Source organism: Cupriavidus sp. FW216-B1, assembly GCF_058789195.1.
This window is the reverse complement of the sequence record NZ_JBYTEL010000009.1, coordinates 163469-182372: the sequence shown is the minus strand read 5'-3', so window position 1 is coordinate 182372 and position 18904 is coordinate 163469. Positions and strand designations below refer to the sequence as shown.

The following is an 18904-nucleotide window of genomic DNA, read 5'->3' as shown; positions in this document are numbered from 1 at the left end:
GAGAGGGGCCGGGGGAGAGGGCTGGTGCTTGCGAATGCCGCCGTGCGGGAAAAAACCATCGGCTTCATTTTTGGCCTCCATGCTGGACAACACCGCTGGCCCCGCTTGATGTGGCTCCTAGTCAAACCGCCCCTCTCCCCGGCCCTCTCCCCGTGGGGGGAGAGGGGGAACACCTTGCCTGGGCTGGCTCTGGCGGCTTGGGCCCACTCAAAAAAACCGCTGGCTTCATTTCATTTTTTCGCTCCAAGGAGACAACACATGGCAAACCAACGCAACGTCGGCTTCATCGGCCTGGGCATCATGGGCGCGCCGATGGCGGGCCACCTGCGCGCGGCCGGGCACACGCTGTTCGTGCATGACGTCAATCCCGCGCCGCAGGCGCTCGTCGAGGCCGGCGTCACGGTCTGCACCAGCGCCGAGGAAGTGGCCAAGCGCGCCGACATCATCGTCATCATGGTGCCGGACACCCCGCACGTCGAAGCGGTGCTGTTCGCCGACAAGGGCGTGGCCGCCGCGCTCAAGGCCGCGGGCAAGGAAGCCGCGCACGGCAAGATCGTGGTGGACATGAGCTCGATCTCGCCGATCGCCACCAAGGACTTCGCCGCGCGCATCAACAAGCTGGGCGCGGCCTACCTGGACGCGCCGGTGTCGGGCGGCGAGGTGGGCGCCAAGGCGGCCTCGCTGACCATCATGGTGGGCGGCCCGCAGGAAGCGTTCGACGAGGTGCGCCCGCTGTTCGAGCTGATGGGCAAGAACATCACGCTGGTGGGCGGCAACGGCGACGGCCAGACCACCAAGGTGGCCAACCAGATCATCGTGGCGCTGAACATCCAGGCGGTGTCGGAGGCGCTGCTGTTCGCGTCGAAGGCCGGCGCCGATCCGGCGCGCGTGCGCCAGGCGCTGATGGGCGGCTTCGCCAGCTCGCGCATCCTGGAAGTGCATGGCGAGCGCATGGTCAAGCGCACCTTCGAGCCGGGCTTCCGCATCGAGCTGCACCAGAAGGACCTGAACCTCGCGCTGCAGGGCGCCAGGACGCTCGGCGTGGCGCTGCCCAACACCGCCACCGCGCAGGAGCTGTTCAACACCTGCGCGGCCAACGGGCTGGGCAAGCAGGATCACTCGGCGCTGTGCCGCGCGATCGAGATCATGTCGAACCACGAGATCGCCAAGGGCGGCAAGTAAGCACGCCAGCGCGGCCTGCCGCGCCGGCAGGCCAGTACCGCTCCCCGGCGGCGCCGGGGAGACCGCATTTCCGGACCCATCCATGTACGCCACCGATTCCTACTCCGCCCTGCTGGCGCCGCGCCCGGCCGGCCTCGGCGATCCCCGCGCGCTGCTGCGCGACCTGTTCGACACGGCCGTGGCGTCCGTCAGCGCCAGCCACTGCCTGCCGCCGCGGCTGCCGGCGCCGCCCAGGGGGCGCACCGTGGTGATCGGCGCGGGCAAGGCCGCCGCCGCGATGGCGCAGGCGGTGGAGCGGCACTGGCAGGGCGAGCTGTCCGGGCTGGTGGTCACGCGCTACGGCCACGGCGCGCCGTGCAGCAGGATCGAGGTCGTCGAAGCCGCGCACCCGGTGCCCGACGAAGCCGGCCAGCAGGCGGCCCGGCGCATGGTCGAACTGGTCGGCGGCCTGGGCGCCGACGACCTCGTGCTGTGCCTGATCTCGGGCGGCGGCTCGGCGCTGCTGGCCGCGCCCGCGCCCGGCATCACGCTGGCCGACAAGCAGGCGGTGAACCGCGCGCTGCTCAGGAGCGGCGCCGACATCGGCGAGATCAACTGCGTGCGCAAGCACCTGTCGGCGCTCAAGGGCGGCCGGCTGGCGCTGCACTGCGCGCCGGCGCGCGTGGAGACGCTGCTGATCTCCGACATCCCCGGCGACGACCCCACGCTGATCGCCAGCGGCCCGACCCTGCCCGACGCCACCACCTGCGCCGACGCGCTGGCGGTGATCGCCAGGTACGGCATCGACCTGCCGGCCCGCGTGCGCGCGCACCTGGAAAGCGGCGCCGGCGAGACCCCCAAGCCCGGCGACGCCCGCTTCGCCGGCCACCGCGCCGTCACGCTGGCCACCGCGCAGCAGGCGCTGGAAGCGGCCGCGGCGCGCGCGCGCGCGCTCGGCGTGGAGGCCCACATCCTGTCCGACAGCGTCGAGGGCGAGGCGCGCGAGGTGGCGCTGGTGCACGCGGCGATCGCCCGGCAGATCGCGCAGCACGGCCAGCCGTTGCGCAAACCGTGCGTGCTGCTGTCCGGCGGCGAGACCACCGTGACCGTGCGCGGCCGCGGCCGCGGCGGGCGCAATGCCGAATTCCTGCTGGCGCTGGCGGCGGCGCTCGACGGCCAGCCCGGCGTGCACGCGATCGCCTGCGACACCGACGGCATCGACGGCTCCGAGGACAACGCCGGCGCGCTGCTGTCGCCGGACACGCTGGCGCGCGCCGGGGCGCGCGGCCTGTCGGCGCTCGCGCACCTGGCCGACAACGACGGCTACGGTTTCTTCGACGGCCTCGGCGACCTGATCGTGACCGGCCCGACCCGCACCAACGTGAACGATTTCCGCGCGATCCTGATCGTGTAGGCAACGCGCATGAACCCAGGCGCGCCCGCCGCGGCGCGCCGCCCGAGAATGGAAGAGGAGACCACATGAGACGCCAGCGCAAAGCCAAGATCGTTGCCACGCTCGGCCCGGCCAGCACCGACATCGAGGTGATCCGGCAATTGTTCGAGGCCGGGGCCGACGTGTTCCGCCTGAACTTCAGCCACGGCTCGCACGAGGACCACCGCCGCCGCTACGACGCGGTGCGCCAGGTGGAGGCCGAGACCGGCCGGCCCATCGCCGTGCTGGCGGACCTGCAGGGCCCGAAGCTGCGCATCGGCACCTTCGCCGCCGGCAAGGTGGCGGTGCGGGCCGGCGACGTGTTCGTGCTCGACAGCGACCCCGGCCCCGGCGACGCCACCCGCGTGCACCTGCCGCACCCGGAACTGTTCCGCGCGGCCGCGCCGGGGCAGTCGCTGCTGATCGACGACGGCAAGGTGCAGCTGAAGATCGAGTCGGTGGCCAGCGGCAGCATCGTCACGCGCGTGGTCAACCACGGCACGCTGTCCGACCGCAAGGGCGTCAACGTGCCCGACGCGGTGATCCCGATCCCGGCGCTGACCGAGAAGGACCGCAAGGACCTCGACTTCGCGCTGGCGCTGGGCGCGGACTGGATCGCGCTGTCGTTCGTGCAGCGTCCGGCCGACATCGTCGAGGCGCGCGAGATCATCGGCACGCGCGCCGGCGTGCTGTCCAAGATCGAGAAGCCGGCTGCGCTGCAGCAGCTGGAGGAGATCGTGCGCGTGTCCGACGCGGTGATGGTGGCGCGCGGCGACCTCGGCGTGGAGCTGCCGCCCGAGCGCGTGCCGGGCGTGCAGAAGCGCATCCTGCGCGTGTGCCGCCAGCACGGCAAACCCATCGTCATCGCCACGCAGATGCTGGAATCGATGATCGACTCGCCGGTGCCCACGCGCGCCGAGGCTTCGGACGTGGCCAGCGCGATCTACGACGGCGCCGACGCGGTGATGCTGTCGGCCGAGTCGGCCAACGGCCGCCACCCGGTGGCGGCGGTGGCCATCATGGACCGCATCATCGCCGAGGTGGAACGCGACCCGCTCTACCGCAACCTGCTCGACGCGCAGCACGAGGCGCCGCTGTCCACGCGCCAGGATGCGATCTGCGCGGCGCTGCGCGAGGTCACGCAGATCATCGGCGCGGTGGCCACCGTCACCTATACGTCGTCCGGCGCCACCGCGCTGCGCGCCGCGCGCGAGCGGCCGTGCGCGCCGATCGTCAGCATCACGCCGAACCTGGAGATCGCGCGCCGGCTGGCCATCGCGTGGGGCGTGCATTCCACCGTGAGCCCGGACGTGCAGAGCGTGGACGAGATGGTGAACGCGGCCACCGGCGCGGCGCTGGCCGAGGGCTACGCGCAGGCCGGCGACCAGATCACCATCGCGGCGGGCATGCCGTTCGGCCAGGGCGGCACCACCAACCTGCTGCGCGTGGCCGAAGTCACGGGCGCCGCGCCGGCGCGCGCGCCGCTGGCGGCCGCGGCGGCGGTTACGGCCTGATACATCACTCCCGTTCGCTGGCTGCACCGCCGTTGCTATACTGACCGGCACGCCGTGGCGCACTGCGCGCCGCGGCCACCGGACAGCCAGACAAGCCACACCAGCAACGCGGAGCCACCATGCGTCTCGATGACGAAGCCGAAAGCCAGAACGTAGAAGACCGCCGCGGAGGCGGAGGCGGATTCGGGGGCTTCGGCGCGGGGCCGAGGACGATCGGCATCGGCACCATCATCGTGGCGCTGGCGGCCTCCTATTTCTTCGGCATCGACCCCACCGTCATCATGCAGGGCGCCTCGGTGCTGCAGGGGCAGCAGCCGCAGACCCAGCAGCACGTGCCCAGCCATGCGCCCGCCAACGACCAGATGACGGTGTTCGTGCGCAAGGTGCTCGGCAACACCGAGCGCACCTGGTCGCACATCTTCGAGACCGACCTCAACCGACGCTACGCGCCGCCCACGCTGGTGCTGTTTACCGGCGCCACGCCCACCGCGTGCGGCACCGGGCAGTCGGCGATGGGGCCGTTCTACTGCCCCGGCGACCAGAAGGTCTACATCGACCTGGCGTTCTACGACGAACTGCGCAAGCGCTTCGGCGCCGGCGGTGACTTCGCCCAGGCCTACGTGATCGCGCACGAAGTGGGCCATCACGTGCAGAACCTGCTGGGCGTGTCCGGCAAGGTGGACGCGGCGCGCCGCCGCATGGGCGAGGCGCAGGCCAACCAGCTCTCGGTGCGCGTGGAGCTGCAGGCCGACTGCCTGGCCGGCGTGTGGGCGGCCACCGCCGAGCGCATGAACCAGCAACTGCTCGAACCCGGCGACATCGAGGAAGGCCTGAAAGCCGCCGCCGCCATCGGCGACGACCGCCTGCAGCGCCAGGCGCAGGGCTACGTGGTGCCGGAAGCCTTCACCCACGGCACCAGCGACCAGCGCGTGCGCTGGCTGCGCCAGGGCCTCGACAGCGGCGACATCCGCAAGTGCGACACCTTCGCCGCCAAGCAGCTCTGATGTCGCGCGCGAATGCGCGCACGAACGGCATCGACCGCGTTCAGGCGGGACGGGGCAGGGCTGCGGGGAGATGAAACCGGGAACGGCGCGGAGGACAGCGGGACAGCAGGACAGCGGGGAAAAATCACCCGCCCGGCGGGAGAGAGAAGGAGGAGGAGGTCAGCCGGGCGGGTGGGAGATAAAACGGTAGGACGGGGCGGCGGGCCCCTGACGCGAGACGGTCACCGAAGTGACCGCCAGGCGACACGGCGCATCGGGTCAGACCCGGTAGCCGTAGAGCGAGCCGTCGCCGGAACGCGCGTTATCGAGCGAGGACGCCGCGATTTCGCCACCGGCCGCGCGCGCGCCTTCACTGAACGAATCGAACTTGCCCTGGCGGGCGCCGTCGGTGAACGGATCGAACTTGCCTTGGCGCAGGCCGTCGGTGAACGGGTCGAACTTGTCTTTCTTGGCGCCTTCCGTGTACACGTCGAACTTGCGCAGCGCGTCCGCATAGACTTCGAACTTGCCGACCTTGCTGCCGGCGGGAGCGGCCAGCGCCGCGGCCGACGAGGCCAGGATCAATACGCCTAAGGCGCTGCCAAGGATACGTTTGGCATTCATTTGGGACTCCTTCAACTGATCTATGTATTTTTTTGTCTGCCTTGCCATCGGCCGCGGCAATCTATGTTGCGCTGCGAGCACGAACTGAAGATTAGTGGTTCGGCCTGCAACGAGAAATACCGCTGCGACGAATGGTGCGTTGCGAGTCGTGAAACGCTGGAAGTCCGGACGAACGGCGCCTTTGCAGCGCGAACGGCGTGCGCGAGAAGCGAACGGCGGCGGCGAGCGGGTGGCGCAAGGGCCTCCCGGAAATGGCGCGCGATGGTGGCCGGCCGAGGCCGGAGGCGGGCTGGCGGGGATCGGGGGAAGCGCGCGAAGGGACCTCCGCGCCGCCGGCGCGACGCGGGCGGCGCGGGCCGGGAACCCCTGCCGGGGGCGTTCCCGTATCTGCGGAATGGCTCTGGAATGCGGCTGTTGCGCCGCCCGCGGGACTACAGCGTGAACTGGCCGTTGGCCTCGGGCTGGAACGACAGTTCGATGACCGTCACGCTCTGCTCGCGCCCGTCCGGCAGGCGATAGCTCACGGTCTGGCCGGCGCGCGCGCCCAGCAGCGCCTGCCCCACCGGCGACAGCACCGAGAGCCGGCCGGCGTCGAAATCGGCGGTGTCCGGATAGGCCAGCGTCCAGCGGCGCGGCGCCGCCTCGCCTTCCAGCGCGCACATCAGGCTGGAGTTCATCGTCACCACGTCCTTCGGAATGGCCTCGGCCGGCACGATGGCGGCGCGCGCGAGGATGCTGTCGAGCATCTCGGCCAGCGGCGCCGCGCCGGCGCGGCTGGCGATGCGCTCGAGGCGGGTGACGTCGAGCTCGGTCAGATAAAGGGTCGGTTGCTGCTTGGATGAAGCCGTCATGGTGGATCCTCGCTAGGTGTCGGTGCGTGGACCCGGCCCGCGGGCGCGATCCGCGCGGGATCGGCCCGGCGCTGCCAGGTCAGGGAACAAGTCGGGCCGTCGGATGCGACGGGAAAACCGCGAACAGGGTGTGGCTCGGCCCGGTTCGGCGCTTACCTGCGTGCTGGGGAGACGTCAGGCGGTGAACCGGGCGGGATCAGGCGGTGCGCTGACCCGGCGGCAGGCGGTGGCCTGTTTGGCTTGCGCGCGCCGTGCCGGCGCCGCCCACGCGCGCGCGCCGGCCTGCCCGGTACGGGCAGGCGTGGCGGCGGTCGGGACAAGGCGGCAGGGCATCATGCGTGCGGCAAAAGTGGGTGGGCAGTCCGGAGCGAGAACGGCAAAACAACGACGAAACAACGGGGGAAACAGCGGCAAGAACAACCGCGAAACAGCGCGCTTCCCCGAACCGGCGTGGCGCGCGGCGAGAGCGATGGCTCACTCGGCCGCCGCGGACCGGCTCGCCGGCACGCCGCATCCGCCGCTTTTCACCAGCGTGGTGCGCGGCGGACAAAGGGGATCGTAGCACAGGCGCCGCCGTCTCTTAAGAAGGCGCCGGAGACGCCGGCAGGCGTCAATGATGGCCCTGGGGATGCGGATGGCATTCGCAGGCGGCGCCGGCCGCGGCCTGCTGGAGGTTCTGCAGGATGCCGCATTCGCTGGCGGGATGCTGCTGGCCGCCGCAGGTATGGCGCAGCGCCCGCAACTGGCCTTCCAGCGCCTCGAGCGCCACGCGCTGGGCGTGGATCTGCTCGATCTGGCGGTCCAGCAGCGCGTTGATGTCGTCGCAGGCGAGCGTGGGATCGCGCTCGAAGTCGCGCAGCCGCCGCACGTCCGACAGGCTCATGCCCAGCGAGCGGCAGTGCCGCACGAAATTGAGCTGCAGCAGGTGGCCGTCGCCATAGCGGCGGTAGCCGTTGTCTTCGCGCTGGGGCGCGTCGAGCAGGCCCTCGCGCTCGTAGTAGCGGATGGTTTCCACGTCGCAGCCGCTGTGGCGGGACAGTTCACCGATTCTCATGCCGACTCCGGGTGATGCCTGCATCAGGCAAAAGACCCTGTAGTCGTTACAGGGTTGCCTTGAGTCTAGTCCATCGCGCCCGGTCCTGCCAGCGCGGCTCACGCCACGGCGGGGCCGCGCGCCTCGTCGCGCACGTGCAGCGCGCGCGGCGCGAAGGCCGCGCGCAGCGCCTCCACCGCCAGCGCCGGCCGGGCCGCGCCGCACATGAACACGTCCACCGCGGCGAAGCCATATTCCGGCCAGGTGTGGATGCTGATGTGCGACTCGCGCAGCAGCAGCACGCCGGTCACGCCCAGGCCCGGCCCGAAATGGCGGAAGCGCGCGTCCACCACGGTGGCGCCGGCGGCCTGCGCGGCCTGGTACAGCACGCGCTCGACCAGCGCGGCGTCGGCCAGCAGTTCGGCCGCCACGCCTTGCAGGTCGGCCAGCAGGTGGTGGCCGAGCACGGCCGGGCACGGCAGGGCCGGGGCGTTCATGACTGCGCGCTCCGCCGGCTCATTTGTGGCCGCCGCCGGAGGACCAGCCGCTCGAGCCGGACGAGCCGCCGCCCCAGCCGCGCCCGCCCGAGTAGCCGGACGAGCCCGAGGAGCCGGAGCCCGCGCGGCCGGTGTCGCCGAGGTTGAAGAAGGTCGTGCCGAACAGCACGATGATGCCGTAGACGAGGTAAAGCAGACGCACGCTGACTCAGTCCTTTCCGGCCCAGCGCCGGACCAGCCAGATCGGCGCCCACAGCAGCAGGAAGCCGATCACGAGGGTGAACCAGCCCCGGCCCGTGACCAGGGCCACGGGCACGTTGAGGATGGCGAGAAGAATGGCGTAGACCTTGGCGCTCTTGCGGCAGAAGGCCAGGTCCGCGCTGCTGTCCGCGGGCCGCGCCGCCGGCAGCGCGCGCGCGGCCTGCGCCAGCCCGGGGCTGGACTTGAACCACTGCGCCACCTGCGCGCGCGCCACGGTGGTCGACAGGGTCCAGACGATCTCGGTGGCCGAGGTCTCGCGCGTGAGGCGCCGCGCCCGCTTGCCGTACTCGGTCAGGCGCGTGGTGTCGCCGGCCTGCACGCGCCAGTTGAAGGTGCCGGCCGCGTACAGCACCTCGCTCTGGTAGTCGTAGCCCTGCCGGAAGGTCTGGCCCTGGTAGCTCACGGCATCGCCGGACACCGTGCGCGGCCAGGTGTCCAGCACCTCGACGCGGTCCCAGCCATCCGCCTGCTCGACCAGCCACAGCAGGCCGCGCTGCTCGCTGAACAGCAGGTACTCGACCCAGGTGGAGGCTTCGTCCTCGTCGCGGTCGGTGCACTGCATCAGGCCCAGCACGGTGTACGGCGTGCCGTCGATGGTGCCGGTGTCGCCGGGCGCGAGGCTGGTCTGGAGCGCGTCGAGTTCGCGCTGCTTTTCCAGCACCAGCGCGGTCGAGGTGGTGCAGTCGATCTGGCTGTGGCAGCTCGGGCAGACCACGAAGCTGGCCACGCCGGCGCGGTAGGCGATCGGGCCGCCGCAGCCCGGGCAGGCCAGCGGCACGGCCTTGCCGCGGTAGCGGTCGGCGCTGCCGGCGATCTGCTCCTTGTCGCGCAGCAACTGGCACTTGAGCTGGTCCAGCGTGACCGCCGCGCCGGTGTAGACCGCGGGCGGGTAGCCGTCGGCGTAGTCGAGCGTGACGAAGCGGCCCTCGTCGCGGAAGTCCGCCACCTGCGCGGTCCAGCCCGCGCCGACCGCGAACGGCAGCTCGCCCTGGCCGCCGGTGCAGCGCGCGCTGCGCACGTCGCTGGCGAGGTAGCGGTGCTTGTCGAAGAACAGGCTCGCGCCCGGCGCGAGATGCTCGTACCGCGGCAGCGGCGCGCCGTCGAGCTGGGCTGCATCGAGCTGGGCTGCGCCGGCCTGCGCGCCGGCGGCATGGCGCCGCGTCAGCATGTACTGCCCGGAGGCGTCGGCCAGCCAGCCGTCGCTGCCGTCGTCGAACAGCAGGTACCACTCGTTCCACAGCCCGGCGTCGTAGCGCAACTGGATACGCCCGACCAGCGTGAAGCCCTGGCCGTCCCATTGCCCGCCGGTGCCGAGCTGCAGCGGCGTGTAGTCCTCCAGCACGGCGGACATCTTGCCGATGTCCCTGACCGTGTCCGCATCCTTGAGCAGCGTGCTGTGGCAGTACTCGCACACCACCATCACGGCGGCCGACGAGCGGAACGCCGCCGGCGCGCCGCAGCTTGGGCAGTTGATCTCTTGCATGCGCCGCGCGTCAGCCGACCAGTTTCTTCAGGATCTCGGCCTTGGCGTTGTCGAAGTCGGCCTGCGAGATCAGGCCCTTGTCGAGCAGGTCCTTGAGCTTCTGCAGGCGCGCGGCGGGGTCGTCGGCCGCCGGCGCAGCAGCCGCAGCAGCCGCCGGCGCGGCGGGAGGCACGGCCGGCGCGGGCGCGGCGGCGCCGAGCCCGCCCGCCATCGCCTGGCCCATCACGGCGCCGGCCGCGAGGCTCGCGCCCAGGCCCGCCACGCCGCCTTCGTTCTGCGCGGCCAGCGGGATCGAGCTGGCCACCTGGTACTGCGTGTACTTGGCCATATCGCCCATCATGCCCATCGAGATGCGCGTGTCGATGGCCTTCTGCAGTTCTTCCGGCAGCGACACGTTCGTCACCGCGAAATTGTCCAGCGCCACGCCGTAGCGCTCGAACTCGGGCGCGAGCCGCTCGCGGATGGTCTGCGACATCAGCGCCTGGTTGGCGGCCATGTCGAGGAACGGCACCGCGGCGCCGCCGAGCGTGGCGGTCATGGTGGCGACCAGCAGGTTGCGCAGCTGCTCCTCCACCTCGTCGCGCGTGTACTCGGCGCGCGTGCCGCTGATCTCGGTGTAGAACTTCGCCACGTCGGCGATCTTGTACGAGTACAGGCCGAACGCGCGCAGCCGCACCATGCCGAAATCGGCGTCGCGGATGGTGACGGGCTGCGCCGTGCCCCACTTGCGGCCGATCTGCAGGCGCGTGCTGAAGAAATACACGTCCGACTTGAAGGGCGACTCGAACAGCTTGTCCCAGTTCTTCAGGTAGGTCAGCACCGGCAGCGTCTGCGTGGTGAGCTTGTACATGCCGGGCCCGAACACGTCGGCGATCTTGCCTTCGTTGACGAACACCGCCATCTGCGACTCGCGCACGGTCAGGCTGCCGCCGTACTGGATTTCCATGTCCTCCATCGGGTGGCGCCAGGCCAGCACGCCATCGCTGTCCTCGGTCCACTGGATGATGTCGATGAACTGCTTCTTGATGAACGATCCGATGCTCATGGCAATCCCCAGGTTGCGCGATGTTTCAGGACAGGCAGGCGGCGTTGATGGCGCCGACCGTGACCGAGATGGCGCCCATCAGCCCGCCCATGCCGACGTTGTTCGATTCGATGGCCGCGTCCATGTCGGGCAGCGCGCGCGCCAGCCCGGCATAGGCCAGCGCCTGCACCAGCATGGCCCCGACCGCCCACAGCACGAACATCAGGAAGGTGTCGTTGTGCTGGATGCTGGACGACAGCGTGAAGCAGAAGCCGATCATCGCGCCCGACAGCGACAACGCCGCCGCGAGGTTGCCCTGGCGGATCAGCGCGAACTCGCGGAACGGCGTGATCCTGGTGTAGACTCCGACGAACACGGCCAGCAGCGCCAGGCCGGCCAGCAGGTGCAGCACGTAAGCGTAGATGCCTTGCATCATCGATGTTCTCCGGCGGGTTCCGTGGCGCCGCGGCAAGCCGTCCGTTCAGCACGCATGATCCGTACAGGATGATGAGGACGGCCGCGCGGCGGCATGTAGCGCTCAAGTATGTGGCGCTCAAGTATGTGGCGCTCAAGTATATCGTCGTCCATTTACGTACATCGCAACAATTTGCAATCCGGCGGGCGCCATGCCGCCGGCCCGCGCCGGGCCGCCGCGCCGGCCCTCCCGTCCCTTCCCGTCCTTCTTCTCGCCTCTTGCCCGCTTCCCGCCCCCGCAACGCACCCGAACCGATGCGCGACCGTACCCTTGTTCTTTCGGTGTTGATCGTGGCGTCCTGCGGGCTCGGCTACGAGCTGATCGCCGGCGCCCTGTCCAGCTACCTGCTGGGCGACTCCATCCTCCAGTTCTCCTCGATCATCGGCTGCTACCTGTTCGCGATGGGCGTGGGTTCGTGGCTGTCGCGCTACGTGAAGGACGAGGACGTGCTGGCGCGCTTCATCGACATCGAGATCCTGATCGGCCTGCTCGGCGGCGTCTCGGCGGCGCTGCTGTTCGTGGTGTTCGCGTGGCTGTCGGCGCCGTTCCGCACCGCGCTCTACGCGCTGGTGTTCGTGCTCGGCGTGCTGGTCGGCATGGAGATCCCGCTGGTGATGCGCGTGCTCAACGCGCGCCGCAACGCCTTCAGCGAGCTGGTCAGCCGCGTGCTGACGTTCGACTACCTTGGCGCGCTGGCGGTGTCGCTGGTGTTCCCGCTGGTGCTGGCGCCGCGCCTGGGGCTGTCGCGCACGGGCTTCCTGTTCGGCATGCTCAACGCCGGCGTGGCGCTGGTCACGATCCACATCTTCCGCGCCGAGCTCAAGGCGGTGGTGCCGCGCCTGCTGCGCGCCTCGCTGGTGCTCGCGCTGTTGGCCGGCGGCTTCCTCGGCTCGGGGCAACTCACGCACTGGGCCGAGCGCGGCATGTTCGGCGACGAGATCATCCACAGCCAAAGCACGCCGTACCAGCGGCTGGTGATCACGCGCTGGAAGGACGACCTGCGCCTGTACATCAACGGCAACCTGCAGTTCTCCTCGCGCGACGAGCACCGCTACCACGAGGCGCTGGTGCACCCGCTGCTGCAGGCGCTCCCGTGGGCGCGCCGCGTGCTGGTGATCGGCGGCGGCGACGGCCTGGCCGCGCGCGAGATCCTCAAGCACCGCAACATCGAGCACGTCACGCTGGTGGACCTCGACCCCGCCATGACCACGCTGTTCTCGCGCAGCGCGCCGCTGGTGGCGCTGAACCGGGGCTCGCTCACCGACGCGCGCGTGCGCGTGGTCAACGCCGACGCCGCGCAATGGCTGGAGCAGCACGACGACATGTTCGACGCCATCGTGGTCGACCTGCCCGACCCGTCCAACTTCGGCCTCGGCAAGCTGTACTCGGTGCCGATGTACAAGCTGCTCGCGCACCATCTGGCCGAGAAGGGCTATGCGGTGGTGCAGTCCACCTCGCCGTACTTCGCGCCGCGCTCGTTCTGGGACATCGACGCCACGCTGCGCGAGGCCGGCCTGCATACCTGGCCCTATCACGCCTACGTGCCGTCGTTCGGCGAATGGGGCTTCATCCTGGCCGGCAAGCGCGCCGACTACACGCCGCCCACGCACTATGACGTGCCGATGAAATTCCTCGACGCCGACAGCACCGCGCTGATGTTCCGCTTCCCGGCCGACATGGCGCCGCGCGAGGCGCGCGCGAACCGGCTCAACGAGCAGACGCTGGTGCATGACTTCGAGCAGGACTGGCGCAATGTCATTCGCTAGCGCCGCGGCATCGACCGGCAGGAACACGGGCACGGAGCCGGCATGGACCGCCGCCGCTTCCTGATCGCGGCGGCGGGTACGGCGGGCACCGGCCTGCTGGCCGGCTGCGACCGGCTCGGCGACGAGGCGCGCCGCTTCCTGGCCGGCGTCGGCCTGCGCGAGCCGTGGCCCGCGGTGCTGCGCCCGGGCATGGCCGAGGGCCACGCGCTGCGCGACGCCGCGTCGTGGCCGGCGCCGCAGGACGAAATCGTGACCGAGGTCGCCATCCTCGGCGGCGGCGTGGCCGGCCTCAGCGCGGCGTGGCAACTGGCGCGCGCCGGCCTGCGCGACTTCCTGCTGGTCGAAGGCCCCGAGTTCGGCGGCAACGCGGCGGCGGGCCGCTTCGGCGAACTCGGCTTTCCGCGCGGCGCGCACTACCTGCCGCTGCCCTCGCTCGAATCCGCCCACATCCGCGAGATGCTGGCCGACACCGGCGTGATCGCGCGCGACCCGTTCGGCGCGCGGCCCGAGTTCGACGAGCGCGCGCTGGTGCACGCGCCCGACGAGCGCCTGCTGTTCGACGGCAGGTGGCACGACGGCCTGCTGCCCAGCGAGGCGGTGGCCGGCGCGGAAGCGGCCCAGCACGCGCGTTTCCTCGCGCGCATGGAGCAGCTCAAGGACGCGCGCGGCGGCGACGGCCGCAAGGCGTTCGCGATTCCGCTGGCGCTGGCGTCGCAGGACCCGGCCTGGACCGCGCTGGACCGGCAGAGCATGCGCCAGTGGATGGCCGCCGAGGGCTTCACCTCGCCCACGCTGCACGCCTATGTCGACTACTGCTGCCGCGACGACTACGGCACCGGCCACGACGCGATCTCGGCCTGGGCCGGCGTGTATTACTTCGCCAGCCGCGCCGGCCACGCGGCCAACGCCGCCGACGGCGCGGTGCTGACGTGGCCCGACGGCCTGCACACGCTGGTCGCGCGGCTGGCCGCGCGCATCGACGCGCGCCGCGCCGGCGGCACACCGACCGGCAAGACCGGCACGCGGCCGTGGCGCCAGCCCGGCATGGCCGTGCAGGTGCGCGAGCACGGCCGCGAGGTCCGCGTGCTGTGCGCGCAATGGCCCGGCGGCACGGCCGCCGGCGCGCCGCGCCTGTTCCGCATCCGCGCGCGCCGCGTGATCTGCGCCATGCCGCTGCACGTGGCCGCCCACGTGGCGCCGCTCGCCGCGTTCGGCTTCGACCCGGCGCGGCACCTGCCGCCGAGCGCGCCGTGGCTGGTGTCCAGCTTCCGCCTGCGCGGCTTCCCGGACGAGCGGCCCGGCGTGCCGCTGGCGTGGGACAACGTGGTGCACGGCGGGCGCGGCCTCGGCTACGTGGTCAGCACGCACCAGCTGATCCGGCAGGCCATGCCGGCCGACACGGTATTTACCGCCTACTGCCCGCTCGATGCCGCCGCGGCGCCGGACATGGCGGCGGGCACCGCGCCGCGCGCGCCGGCCGACACGCGCCGCTGGCTCGCCGCCGCCACCCCGGCCGAACTGATGGACTACGCCACCACCGACCTGCGCGCCGCCTACGGACGCGCGTTCTGGCGCCATGCCGACGCGGCGGAGATCACCGTGCGCGGCCACGCGATGGCTTCGCCGCGCCCCGGCTTCCTCGCCAATGCCGGCGCCGCCGCGCTGCGCGACGCCGACGGGCGCATCCTGTTCGCGCATGCCGACCTGTCCGGCCTGTCCGTGTTCGAGGAAGCCGCGTGGTGGGGCACGCGCGCGGCGCGGCGCATCACCGGATGAGCCCGGCCGGGTGACGCCCGCCCCACCCCGGCGCGCGGCCGCATGCGTATTGCGGCATCCTGTAGAATTCCCGGCACGGTTTCGTGTCGAACCCTTCGATCCCGCGAACCCGAACCCGACGTCATCCTTCGTGCGCCCCATCCGCCTGTTGCTGCTGCTCCTGATGCTCGCCGTCATGCCCTTCCAGAGCTGGGCAGGCGCGGCCACGTGCGCGGGCGGCAACATCGGCGCGCCGCACGAACAGGCGTTCGCCGCCGCGGCCGATGAACGCGGCGGCGAAGGCGCCGCCCAGGCTGCCGCGATGCTTTCGGCATTCGATGCCGATGCCGACGCCGCCGCCGATCCCGCCGGCCAGGACACCGGCGACGCGAAGGACCCGGCCCAGGGCGGCGCCGACCTCGCCGAATCCCTGCTGCCCGCCGCGCCGCCGCGTTTCGCCGCCAGCCTCGCGCGCGGCAGCGCGCCCGCGCACCGCGCGGGCCTGCTGCCCGATCCCGACCTCCCCCTCCAGCAGCGCCCTCCCAGCGCCTGATTCCCCGCGCGCCGGCCCGGCGCGCACCTCGCTTCCCGCACCTTGCCGCCGGCACCCGTGCGCCGTCCGCGGCGCCGCGTGCGCGCAGTCCGCGCGGCGCGCACGCGCGCGCAAGGTGCCAGCGCCGCTTTGCCGTTGTTCCCTTGACCAGACTGACCTTCCTCACAGACAAGAAATGAAACGCGTCCTGCTCTTCCTGGCGACCAACCTCGCCGTCATGCTCGTGCTCAGCTTCACCGCCAGCCTGCTCGGCGTGAACCGCTTCCTCACCGCCAACGGGCTCAACCTCGGCATGCTGCTGGCGTTCGCCGCGCTGATGGGTTTCGGCGGCTCCTTCATCTCGCTGCTGATGTCCAGGATGATCGCCAAGTGGTCCACCGGCGCCCAGGTCATCACGCACCCGGGCAACAGCACCGAACTGTGGCTGGTGCAGACCGTGCAGAAACTGACCCAGCGCGCCGGCCTGCCGATGCCCGAGGTCGCCATCTACGAAGGCGAGCCCAACGCCTTCGCCACCGGCGCCAGCAAGAACAGCTCGCTGGTGGCGGTCTCCACCGGCCTGCTGCAAAGCATGTCGCACGACGAGGTGGAAGCCGTGCTGGCGCACGAGGTGGCCCACATCGCCAACGGCGACATGGTCACGCTCACGCTGATCCAGGGCGTGGTCAACACCTTCGTGATCTTCCTCGCGCGCGTGGTCGGCTACTTCGTGGACTCGATGCTGCGCAAGAACGACGAAGAGTCGAGCGGCCCCGGCATCGGCTACATGATCACCGTGGTGGTGTGCGAGATCGTGTTCGGCATCCTGGCCAGCATCATCGTGGCCGCCTTCTCGCGCCACCGCGAGTTCCGCGCCGACGCCGGCGCGGCCAGGCTGATGGGCACGCCCTCGCCGATGGTCGCCGCGCTGCGCCGCCTCGGCGGCCTGGAGCCCGACGGCCTGCCGCAGAACATGCAGGCGATGGGCATCGCCGGCGGCAGGTCGTGGCTGTCGCTGTTCTCCAGCCACCCGCCGATCGAGCAGCGCATCGCCGCGCTGCAGGGGCAGGGCTGAGCGGGTTTCCGCTCCCGCTCCCGCTGCCGTGGGCTTGCCCGTTCAGGCGCGGAATGCCGCCCGGTAGCGCTCGGGCGTGGTCTGCATGTGCCGCTGGAACGCTTGCCGCATCACGTCGGCGTTGGTGAAGCCGGTGGCGCGGGCGATGCCTTCCAGGCGGCGGCCATCCTTCTCCAGCAGGCGCCGCGCCGCTTCCACGCGCAGGCGCTCCACGTAGCGCGCGGGCGTCTCGCCGACCTGGCGCGCGAACACGCGCGCGAAGTTGCGCGGGCTCATGGCCACGCGCTCGGCCAGCACCGGCACCGACAGGTCGCGCGCCAGGTGCTGCGCCATCCATCCCTGCAATTCCCGCAGCTCCGGGTTCTGCGCGCTCTGCGCCTGCAGCAGCGTGGAGAACTGCGCCTGGTTGCCGGGGCGCTGCAGGAACAGCACCAGCTCGCGCGCCACCGCCAGCGAGGCGGCGTGGCCGAGGTCTTCCTGCACCAGCGACAGCGCCAGGTCCATGCCGGCGGTGACGCCGGCCGAGGTGTAGAGCTCGCCGGCGCGGATCCAGATCGGGTCGGGGTCGACCTCCACCTGCGGATGCTGCGCGGCCAGCCGCGCGGCGTGGCGCCAGTGCGTGGTGGCGCGGCGCGCGTCGAGCAGGCCCGTGCGCGCCAGCACGAAGGCGCCGGTGCACACCGCGCCCAGCCGGCGCACGCGCGGCGCCTGCGCGCGGATCCAGTCGACCAGGCGGGCGTCCTCGGCCGCCGCGCGGTGGCCCGCGCCGCCGGCGATCAGCAGGGTGTCGATCGGGCCGGGCAGCATCTCGCCGATGCGGTGGTACGGCGCGTCGGCCAGCAGCCGGAGGCCGCTCTCGGTGCGCACCACGGCGTCGTCGCGCGCGCTGGCGACGCGGATGTCGTAGGCCGGCGCGGTGCGGCCTTCGAGGCGGTTGGCGCGGCCGAACACGGCGCTGGGCCCGGTCACGTCGAGTTCCTGCGCCGGGTCCGGCGCGACGATCACGACGATGCGCGGCGGATCGTCCGGCAGGGGAAGGCTGGCTGGCATGGCGTGTGTGGGAAACCTGTGGAGAGGGACGGCCCGCCGATCATACCGGCGCGCGCCGTCATCCGGCCAGCACCGCGCGGCGCGCCACGCCGCGCTGCCATCCGAGCGTGACCAGCAGCGCCACCGCCAGCGCCGGCAGCACGGCGAGGTTGACCGCCTGCCAGCCGTAGCGGTACAGCACCTGCCCGGCCGCCAGCGTGGCCAGCGCGGTCAGCGCCGCGGCGGCGAACTCGGCCAGCGCCTGGGTGCGCGCGCGCTCGGCCGGGCGGTAGCTTTCCGCCAGCAAGGTGGTGCCGCCGACGAACATGAAATTCCAGCCCACGCCCAGGCACAGCAGCGCCACGTAGAACGCCGGCACCGCGGTGGACGCCAGCGCCACCAGCGAACCCACTGCGGCGAGCGCGATGCCGCACATCAGCATCGGCCCGCGGCCAAAGCGCTGCAACAGCCAGCCCGAGAAGAACGACGGCGCGTACATGCCGACCAGGTGCCACTCGATGATCTGCGCGCCCTGGCCGATGGTGTGGCCGCACGCCACCGCGGCGATCGGCGTGGCGGTCATGACGAACATCATCACCGCGTTGCCGATGCCGTTGTTGGCGAACGCGGCCAGGAACACCGGCTGGCGCGCGATCTGCGCGAGCGGGCGCGCGGGCAGCGCGGCGCCATGCTCCCGCGCCGCGGCGTGGGCGGGCGCGTCGCGGTAGCCGAACGCCAGCAGCAGGACGGTGGCCAGCCCGAACACCGCCACCACCGCGTAGGAGCCGGCGAACGGCTGCGCCACCAGCAGGTCGCTGCTCCACGCGGCGATGGCCGGGCCGCACACCGCGGCCACCACGCCGCCGGTCAGCACCGTGGAAATCGCGCGCGGCTTGTCGGCGGCCGGCGCGGCATCGGCGGCGGCCAGCCGGTAGAAGCGCGCGAAGGCCTGGAACACGCCGACCAGCGCGGTGCCCACGCAGAACGCGGCGAAATCATGGTGCGCGATGGCCCACACCGACACCAGCCCGCCCGCGCAGCAGGCCAGCCCGCCCAGGCAGAACGCGGCGCGGCGGCCGAGGCGCTCGATCAGGAACGCCGCCGCGATGGCGGTGACGGCGGACGCCACCGTGATCAGCGCGAACGGCAGCGTGGCCAGCGCCTTGTCCGGCGCCAGCGTGTAGCCGACCAGCCCGGTCAGCGTGAGGTCGACCGACAGGGCCGAGGTGAAGAGAGCCTGGCAGACCGCCAGCAGGCGGGCTTGCGGGATCGCGGGACGTGCCATCGGGGGCGCTCCGGTAAGGACGGGCGTTGGGGATGACACCGAGCGTAAGGAAAGCGCCGCCGCGCCGGCTGACAATGATCCGTGGAATCCTGCCATGTGGATGGGGCGGGCGGCGGGCGGCGGC

18 protein-coding genes are annotated in these 18904 nt (G+C 71.7%); 8 read left to right on the top strand and 10 right to left on the bottom strand.

The window, feature by feature from the left end; genetic code table 11:
* The first annotated feature begins 258 nt into the window (after positions 1–258).
* The 4 genes from glxR (at position 259) to ypfJ (ending at position 5111) form a co-directional block, all read left to right on the top strand.
* Positions 259–1182 (top strand): 2-hydroxy-3-oxopropionate reductase, encoded by a 924-nt coding sequence (gene glxR / locus AC3WXD_RS20110; protein ID WP_454732334.1) that lies wholly within the window; start codon positions 259–261, stop codon positions 1180–1182.
* An 82-nt stretch (positions 1183–1264) separates the two neighbouring features.
* Positions 1265–2575, top strand: coding sequence for a glycerate kinase type-2 family protein (locus AC3WXD_RS20105; protein WP_492324525.1), 1311 nt, complete (start codon positions 1265–1267; stop codon positions 2573–2575).
* Positions 2576–2640: 65 nt separating this feature from the next.
* The gene (gene pyk / locus AC3WXD_RS20100; RefSeq protein ID WP_020200383.1) at positions 2641–4107 is read left to right on the top strand and encodes a pyruvate kinase; all 1467 of its coding nucleotides are present in this window, start codon (positions 2641–2643) and stop codon (positions 4105–4107) included.
* Positions 4108–4226: 119 nt separating this feature from the next.
* Positions 4227–5111: a KPN_02809 family neutral zinc metallopeptidase gene (ypfJ, locus tag AC3WXD_RS20095; RefSeq protein ID WP_020200384.1), complete on the top strand. Its 885-nt coding sequence runs from the start codon at positions 4227–4229 to the stop codon at positions 5109–5111.
* Positions 5112–5369: 258 nt separating this feature from the next.
* Here the strand turns inward: ypfJ and AC3WXD_RS20090 are convergent, their stop codons facing one another.
* The 8 genes from AC3WXD_RS20090 to AC3WXD_RS20055 form a co-directional block, all read right to left on the bottom strand.
* A complete protein-coding gene (locus AC3WXD_RS20090; RefSeq protein WP_029043047.1) occupies positions 5370–5714 on the bottom strand; it encodes a hypothetical protein in 345 nt (114 codons plus the stop codon).
* 431 nt (positions 5715–6145) lie between these two features.
* The gene (gene rnk / locus AC3WXD_RS20085; RefSeq protein WP_020200386.1) at positions 6146–6565 is read right to left on the bottom strand and encodes a nucleoside diphosphate kinase regulator; all 420 of its coding nucleotides are present in this window, start codon (positions 6563–6565) and stop codon (positions 6146–6148) included.
* A 610-nt stretch (positions 6566–7175) separates the two neighbouring features.
* Complete coding sequence (locus AC3WXD_RS20080; RefSeq protein WP_020200387.1) at positions 7176–7619, bottom strand: Cd(II)/Pb(II)-responsive transcriptional regulator; 444 nt, start codon at positions 7617–7619, stop codon at positions 7176–7178.
* A gap of 98 nt (positions 7620–7717) precedes the next feature.
* A complete protein-coding gene (gene speD / locus AC3WXD_RS20075; RefSeq protein ID WP_492324524.1) occupies positions 7718–8095 on the bottom strand; it encodes an adenosylmethionine decarboxylase in 378 nt (125 codons plus the stop codon).
* Positions 8096–8114: 19 nt separating this feature from the next.
* Positions 8115–8297: a hypothetical protein gene (locus AC3WXD_RS20070; protein WP_020200389.1), complete on the bottom strand. Its 183-nt coding sequence runs from the start codon at positions 8295–8297 to the stop codon at positions 8115–8117.
* Positions 8298–8303: 6 nt separating this feature from the next.
* Complete coding sequence (locus AC3WXD_RS20065; RefSeq protein ID WP_492324523.1) at positions 8304–9839, bottom strand: DUF4178 domain-containing protein; 1536 nt, start codon at positions 9837–9839, stop codon at positions 8304–8306.
* A 10-nt stretch (positions 9840–9849) separates the two neighbouring features.
* The gene (locus AC3WXD_RS20060) at positions 9850–10884 is read right to left on the bottom strand and encodes an SPFH domain-containing protein (protein ID WP_020200391.1); all 1035 of its coding nucleotides are present in this window, start codon (positions 10882–10884) and stop codon (positions 9850–9852) included.
* Positions 10885–10909: 25 nt separating this feature from the next.
* Positions 10910–11296 carry a DUF350 domain-containing protein gene (locus AC3WXD_RS20055; RefSeq protein WP_029043048.1) on the bottom strand — a complete coding sequence of 129 codons (387 nt, stop codon included), beginning with the start codon at positions 11294–11296 and terminating at the stop codon, positions 10910–10912.
* 260 nt (positions 11297–11556) lie between these two features.
* Here AC3WXD_RS20055 and AC3WXD_RS20050 point away from each other — a divergent pair, with 260 nt between their 5' ends.
* The 4 genes from AC3WXD_RS20050 (at position 11557) to htpX (ending at position 16466) form a co-directional block, all read left to right on the top strand.
* Positions 11557–13104 carry a polyamine aminopropyltransferase gene (locus AC3WXD_RS20050; RefSeq protein ID WP_492324522.1) on the top strand — a complete coding sequence of 516 codons (1548 nt, stop codon included), beginning with the start codon at positions 11557–11559 and terminating at the stop codon, positions 13102–13104.
* Positions 13105–13146: 42 nt separating this feature from the next.
* The gene (locus tag AC3WXD_RS20045; RefSeq protein ID WP_492324521.1) at positions 13147–14880 is read left to right on the top strand and encodes an NAD(P)-binding protein; all 1734 of its coding nucleotides are present in this window, start codon (positions 13147–13149) and stop codon (positions 14878–14880) included.
* 148 nt (positions 14881–15028) lie between these two features.
* Positions 15029–15412, top strand: coding sequence for a hypothetical protein (locus tag AC3WXD_RS20040; protein WP_492324520.1), 384 nt, complete (start codon positions 15029–15031; stop codon positions 15410–15412).
* A 175-nt stretch (positions 15413–15587) separates the two neighbouring features.
* Positions 15588–16466, top strand: a complete 879-nt coding sequence (gene htpX / locus AC3WXD_RS20035; protein WP_492324519.1) for a protease HtpX — start codon at positions 15588–15590, stop codon at positions 16464–16466.
* A gap of 42 nt (positions 16467–16508) precedes the next feature.
* Here htpX and AC3WXD_RS20030 read toward each other — a convergent pair whose 3' ends face one another.
* Both AC3WXD_RS20030 and AC3WXD_RS20025 read right to left on the bottom strand, forming a co-directional pair.
* On the bottom strand, positions 16509–17516 hold the full coding sequence (locus AC3WXD_RS20030; RefSeq protein WP_492324518.1) for a GlxA family transcriptional regulator: 1008 nt from the start codon (positions 17514–17516) through the stop codon (positions 16509–16511).
* Positions 17517–17574: 58 nt separating this feature from the next.
* Positions 17575–18780, bottom strand: coding sequence for an MFS transporter (locus AC3WXD_RS20025; RefSeq protein ID WP_059410886.1), 1206 nt, complete (start codon positions 18778–18780; stop codon positions 17575–17577).
* Positions 18781–18904 lie beyond the last annotated feature (124 nt).

Coding starts and splice junctions, on each gene's coding strand:
- glxR (WP_454732334.1), top strand. CDS start 259: ATGGCAAACCAACGCAACGTCGGCTTCATCGGCCTGGGCATCATGGGC.
- AC3WXD_RS20105 (WP_492324525.1), top strand. CDS start 1,265: ATGTACGCCACCGATTCCTACTCCGCCCTGCTGGCGCCGCGCCCGGCC.
- pyk (WP_020200383.1), top strand. CDS start 2,641: ATGAGACGCCAGCGCAAAGCCAAGATCGTTGCCACGCTCGGCCCGGCC.
- ypfJ (WP_020200384.1), top strand. CDS start 4,227: ATGCGTCTCGATGACGAAGCCGAAAGCCAGAACGTAGAAGACCGCCGC.
- AC3WXD_RS20090 (WP_029043047.1), bottom strand. CDS start 5,714: ATGAATGCCAAACGTATCCTTGGCAGCGCCTTAGGCGTATTGATCCTG.
- rnk (WP_020200386.1), bottom strand. CDS start 6,565: ATGACGGCTTCATCCAAGCAGCAACCGACCCTTTATCTGACCGAGCTC.
- AC3WXD_RS20080 (WP_020200387.1), bottom strand. CDS start 7,619: ATGAGAATCGGTGAACTGTCCCGCCACAGCGGCTGCGACGTGGAAACC.
- speD (WP_492324524.1), bottom strand. CDS start 8,095: ATGAACGCCCCGGCCCTGCCGTGCCCGGCCGTGCTCGGCCACCACCTG.
- AC3WXD_RS20065 (WP_492324523.1), bottom strand. CDS start 9,839: ATGCAAGAGATCAACTGCCCAAGCTGCGGCGCGCCGGCGGCGTTCCGC.
- AC3WXD_RS20060 (WP_020200391.1), bottom strand. CDS start 10,884: ATGAGCATCGGATCGTTCATCAAGAAGCAGTTCATCGACATCATCCAG.
- AC3WXD_RS20055 (WP_029043048.1), bottom strand. CDS start 11,296: ATGCAAGGCATCTACGCTTACGTGCTGCACCTGCTGGCCGGCCTGGCG.
- AC3WXD_RS20045 (WP_492324521.1), top strand. CDS start 13,147: ATGGACCGCCGCCGCTTCCTGATCGCGGCGGCGGGTACGGCGGGCACC.
- htpX (WP_492324519.1), top strand. CDS start 15,588: ATGAAACGCGTCCTGCTCTTCCTGGCGACCAACCTCGCCGTCATGCTC.
- AC3WXD_RS20030 (WP_492324518.1), bottom strand. CDS start 17,516: ATGCCAGCCAGCCTTCCCCTGCCGGACGATCCGCCGCGCATCGTCGTG.
- AC3WXD_RS20025 (WP_059410886.1), bottom strand. CDS start 18,780: ATGGCACGTCCCGCGATCCCGCAAGCCCGCCTGCTGGCGGTCTGCCAG.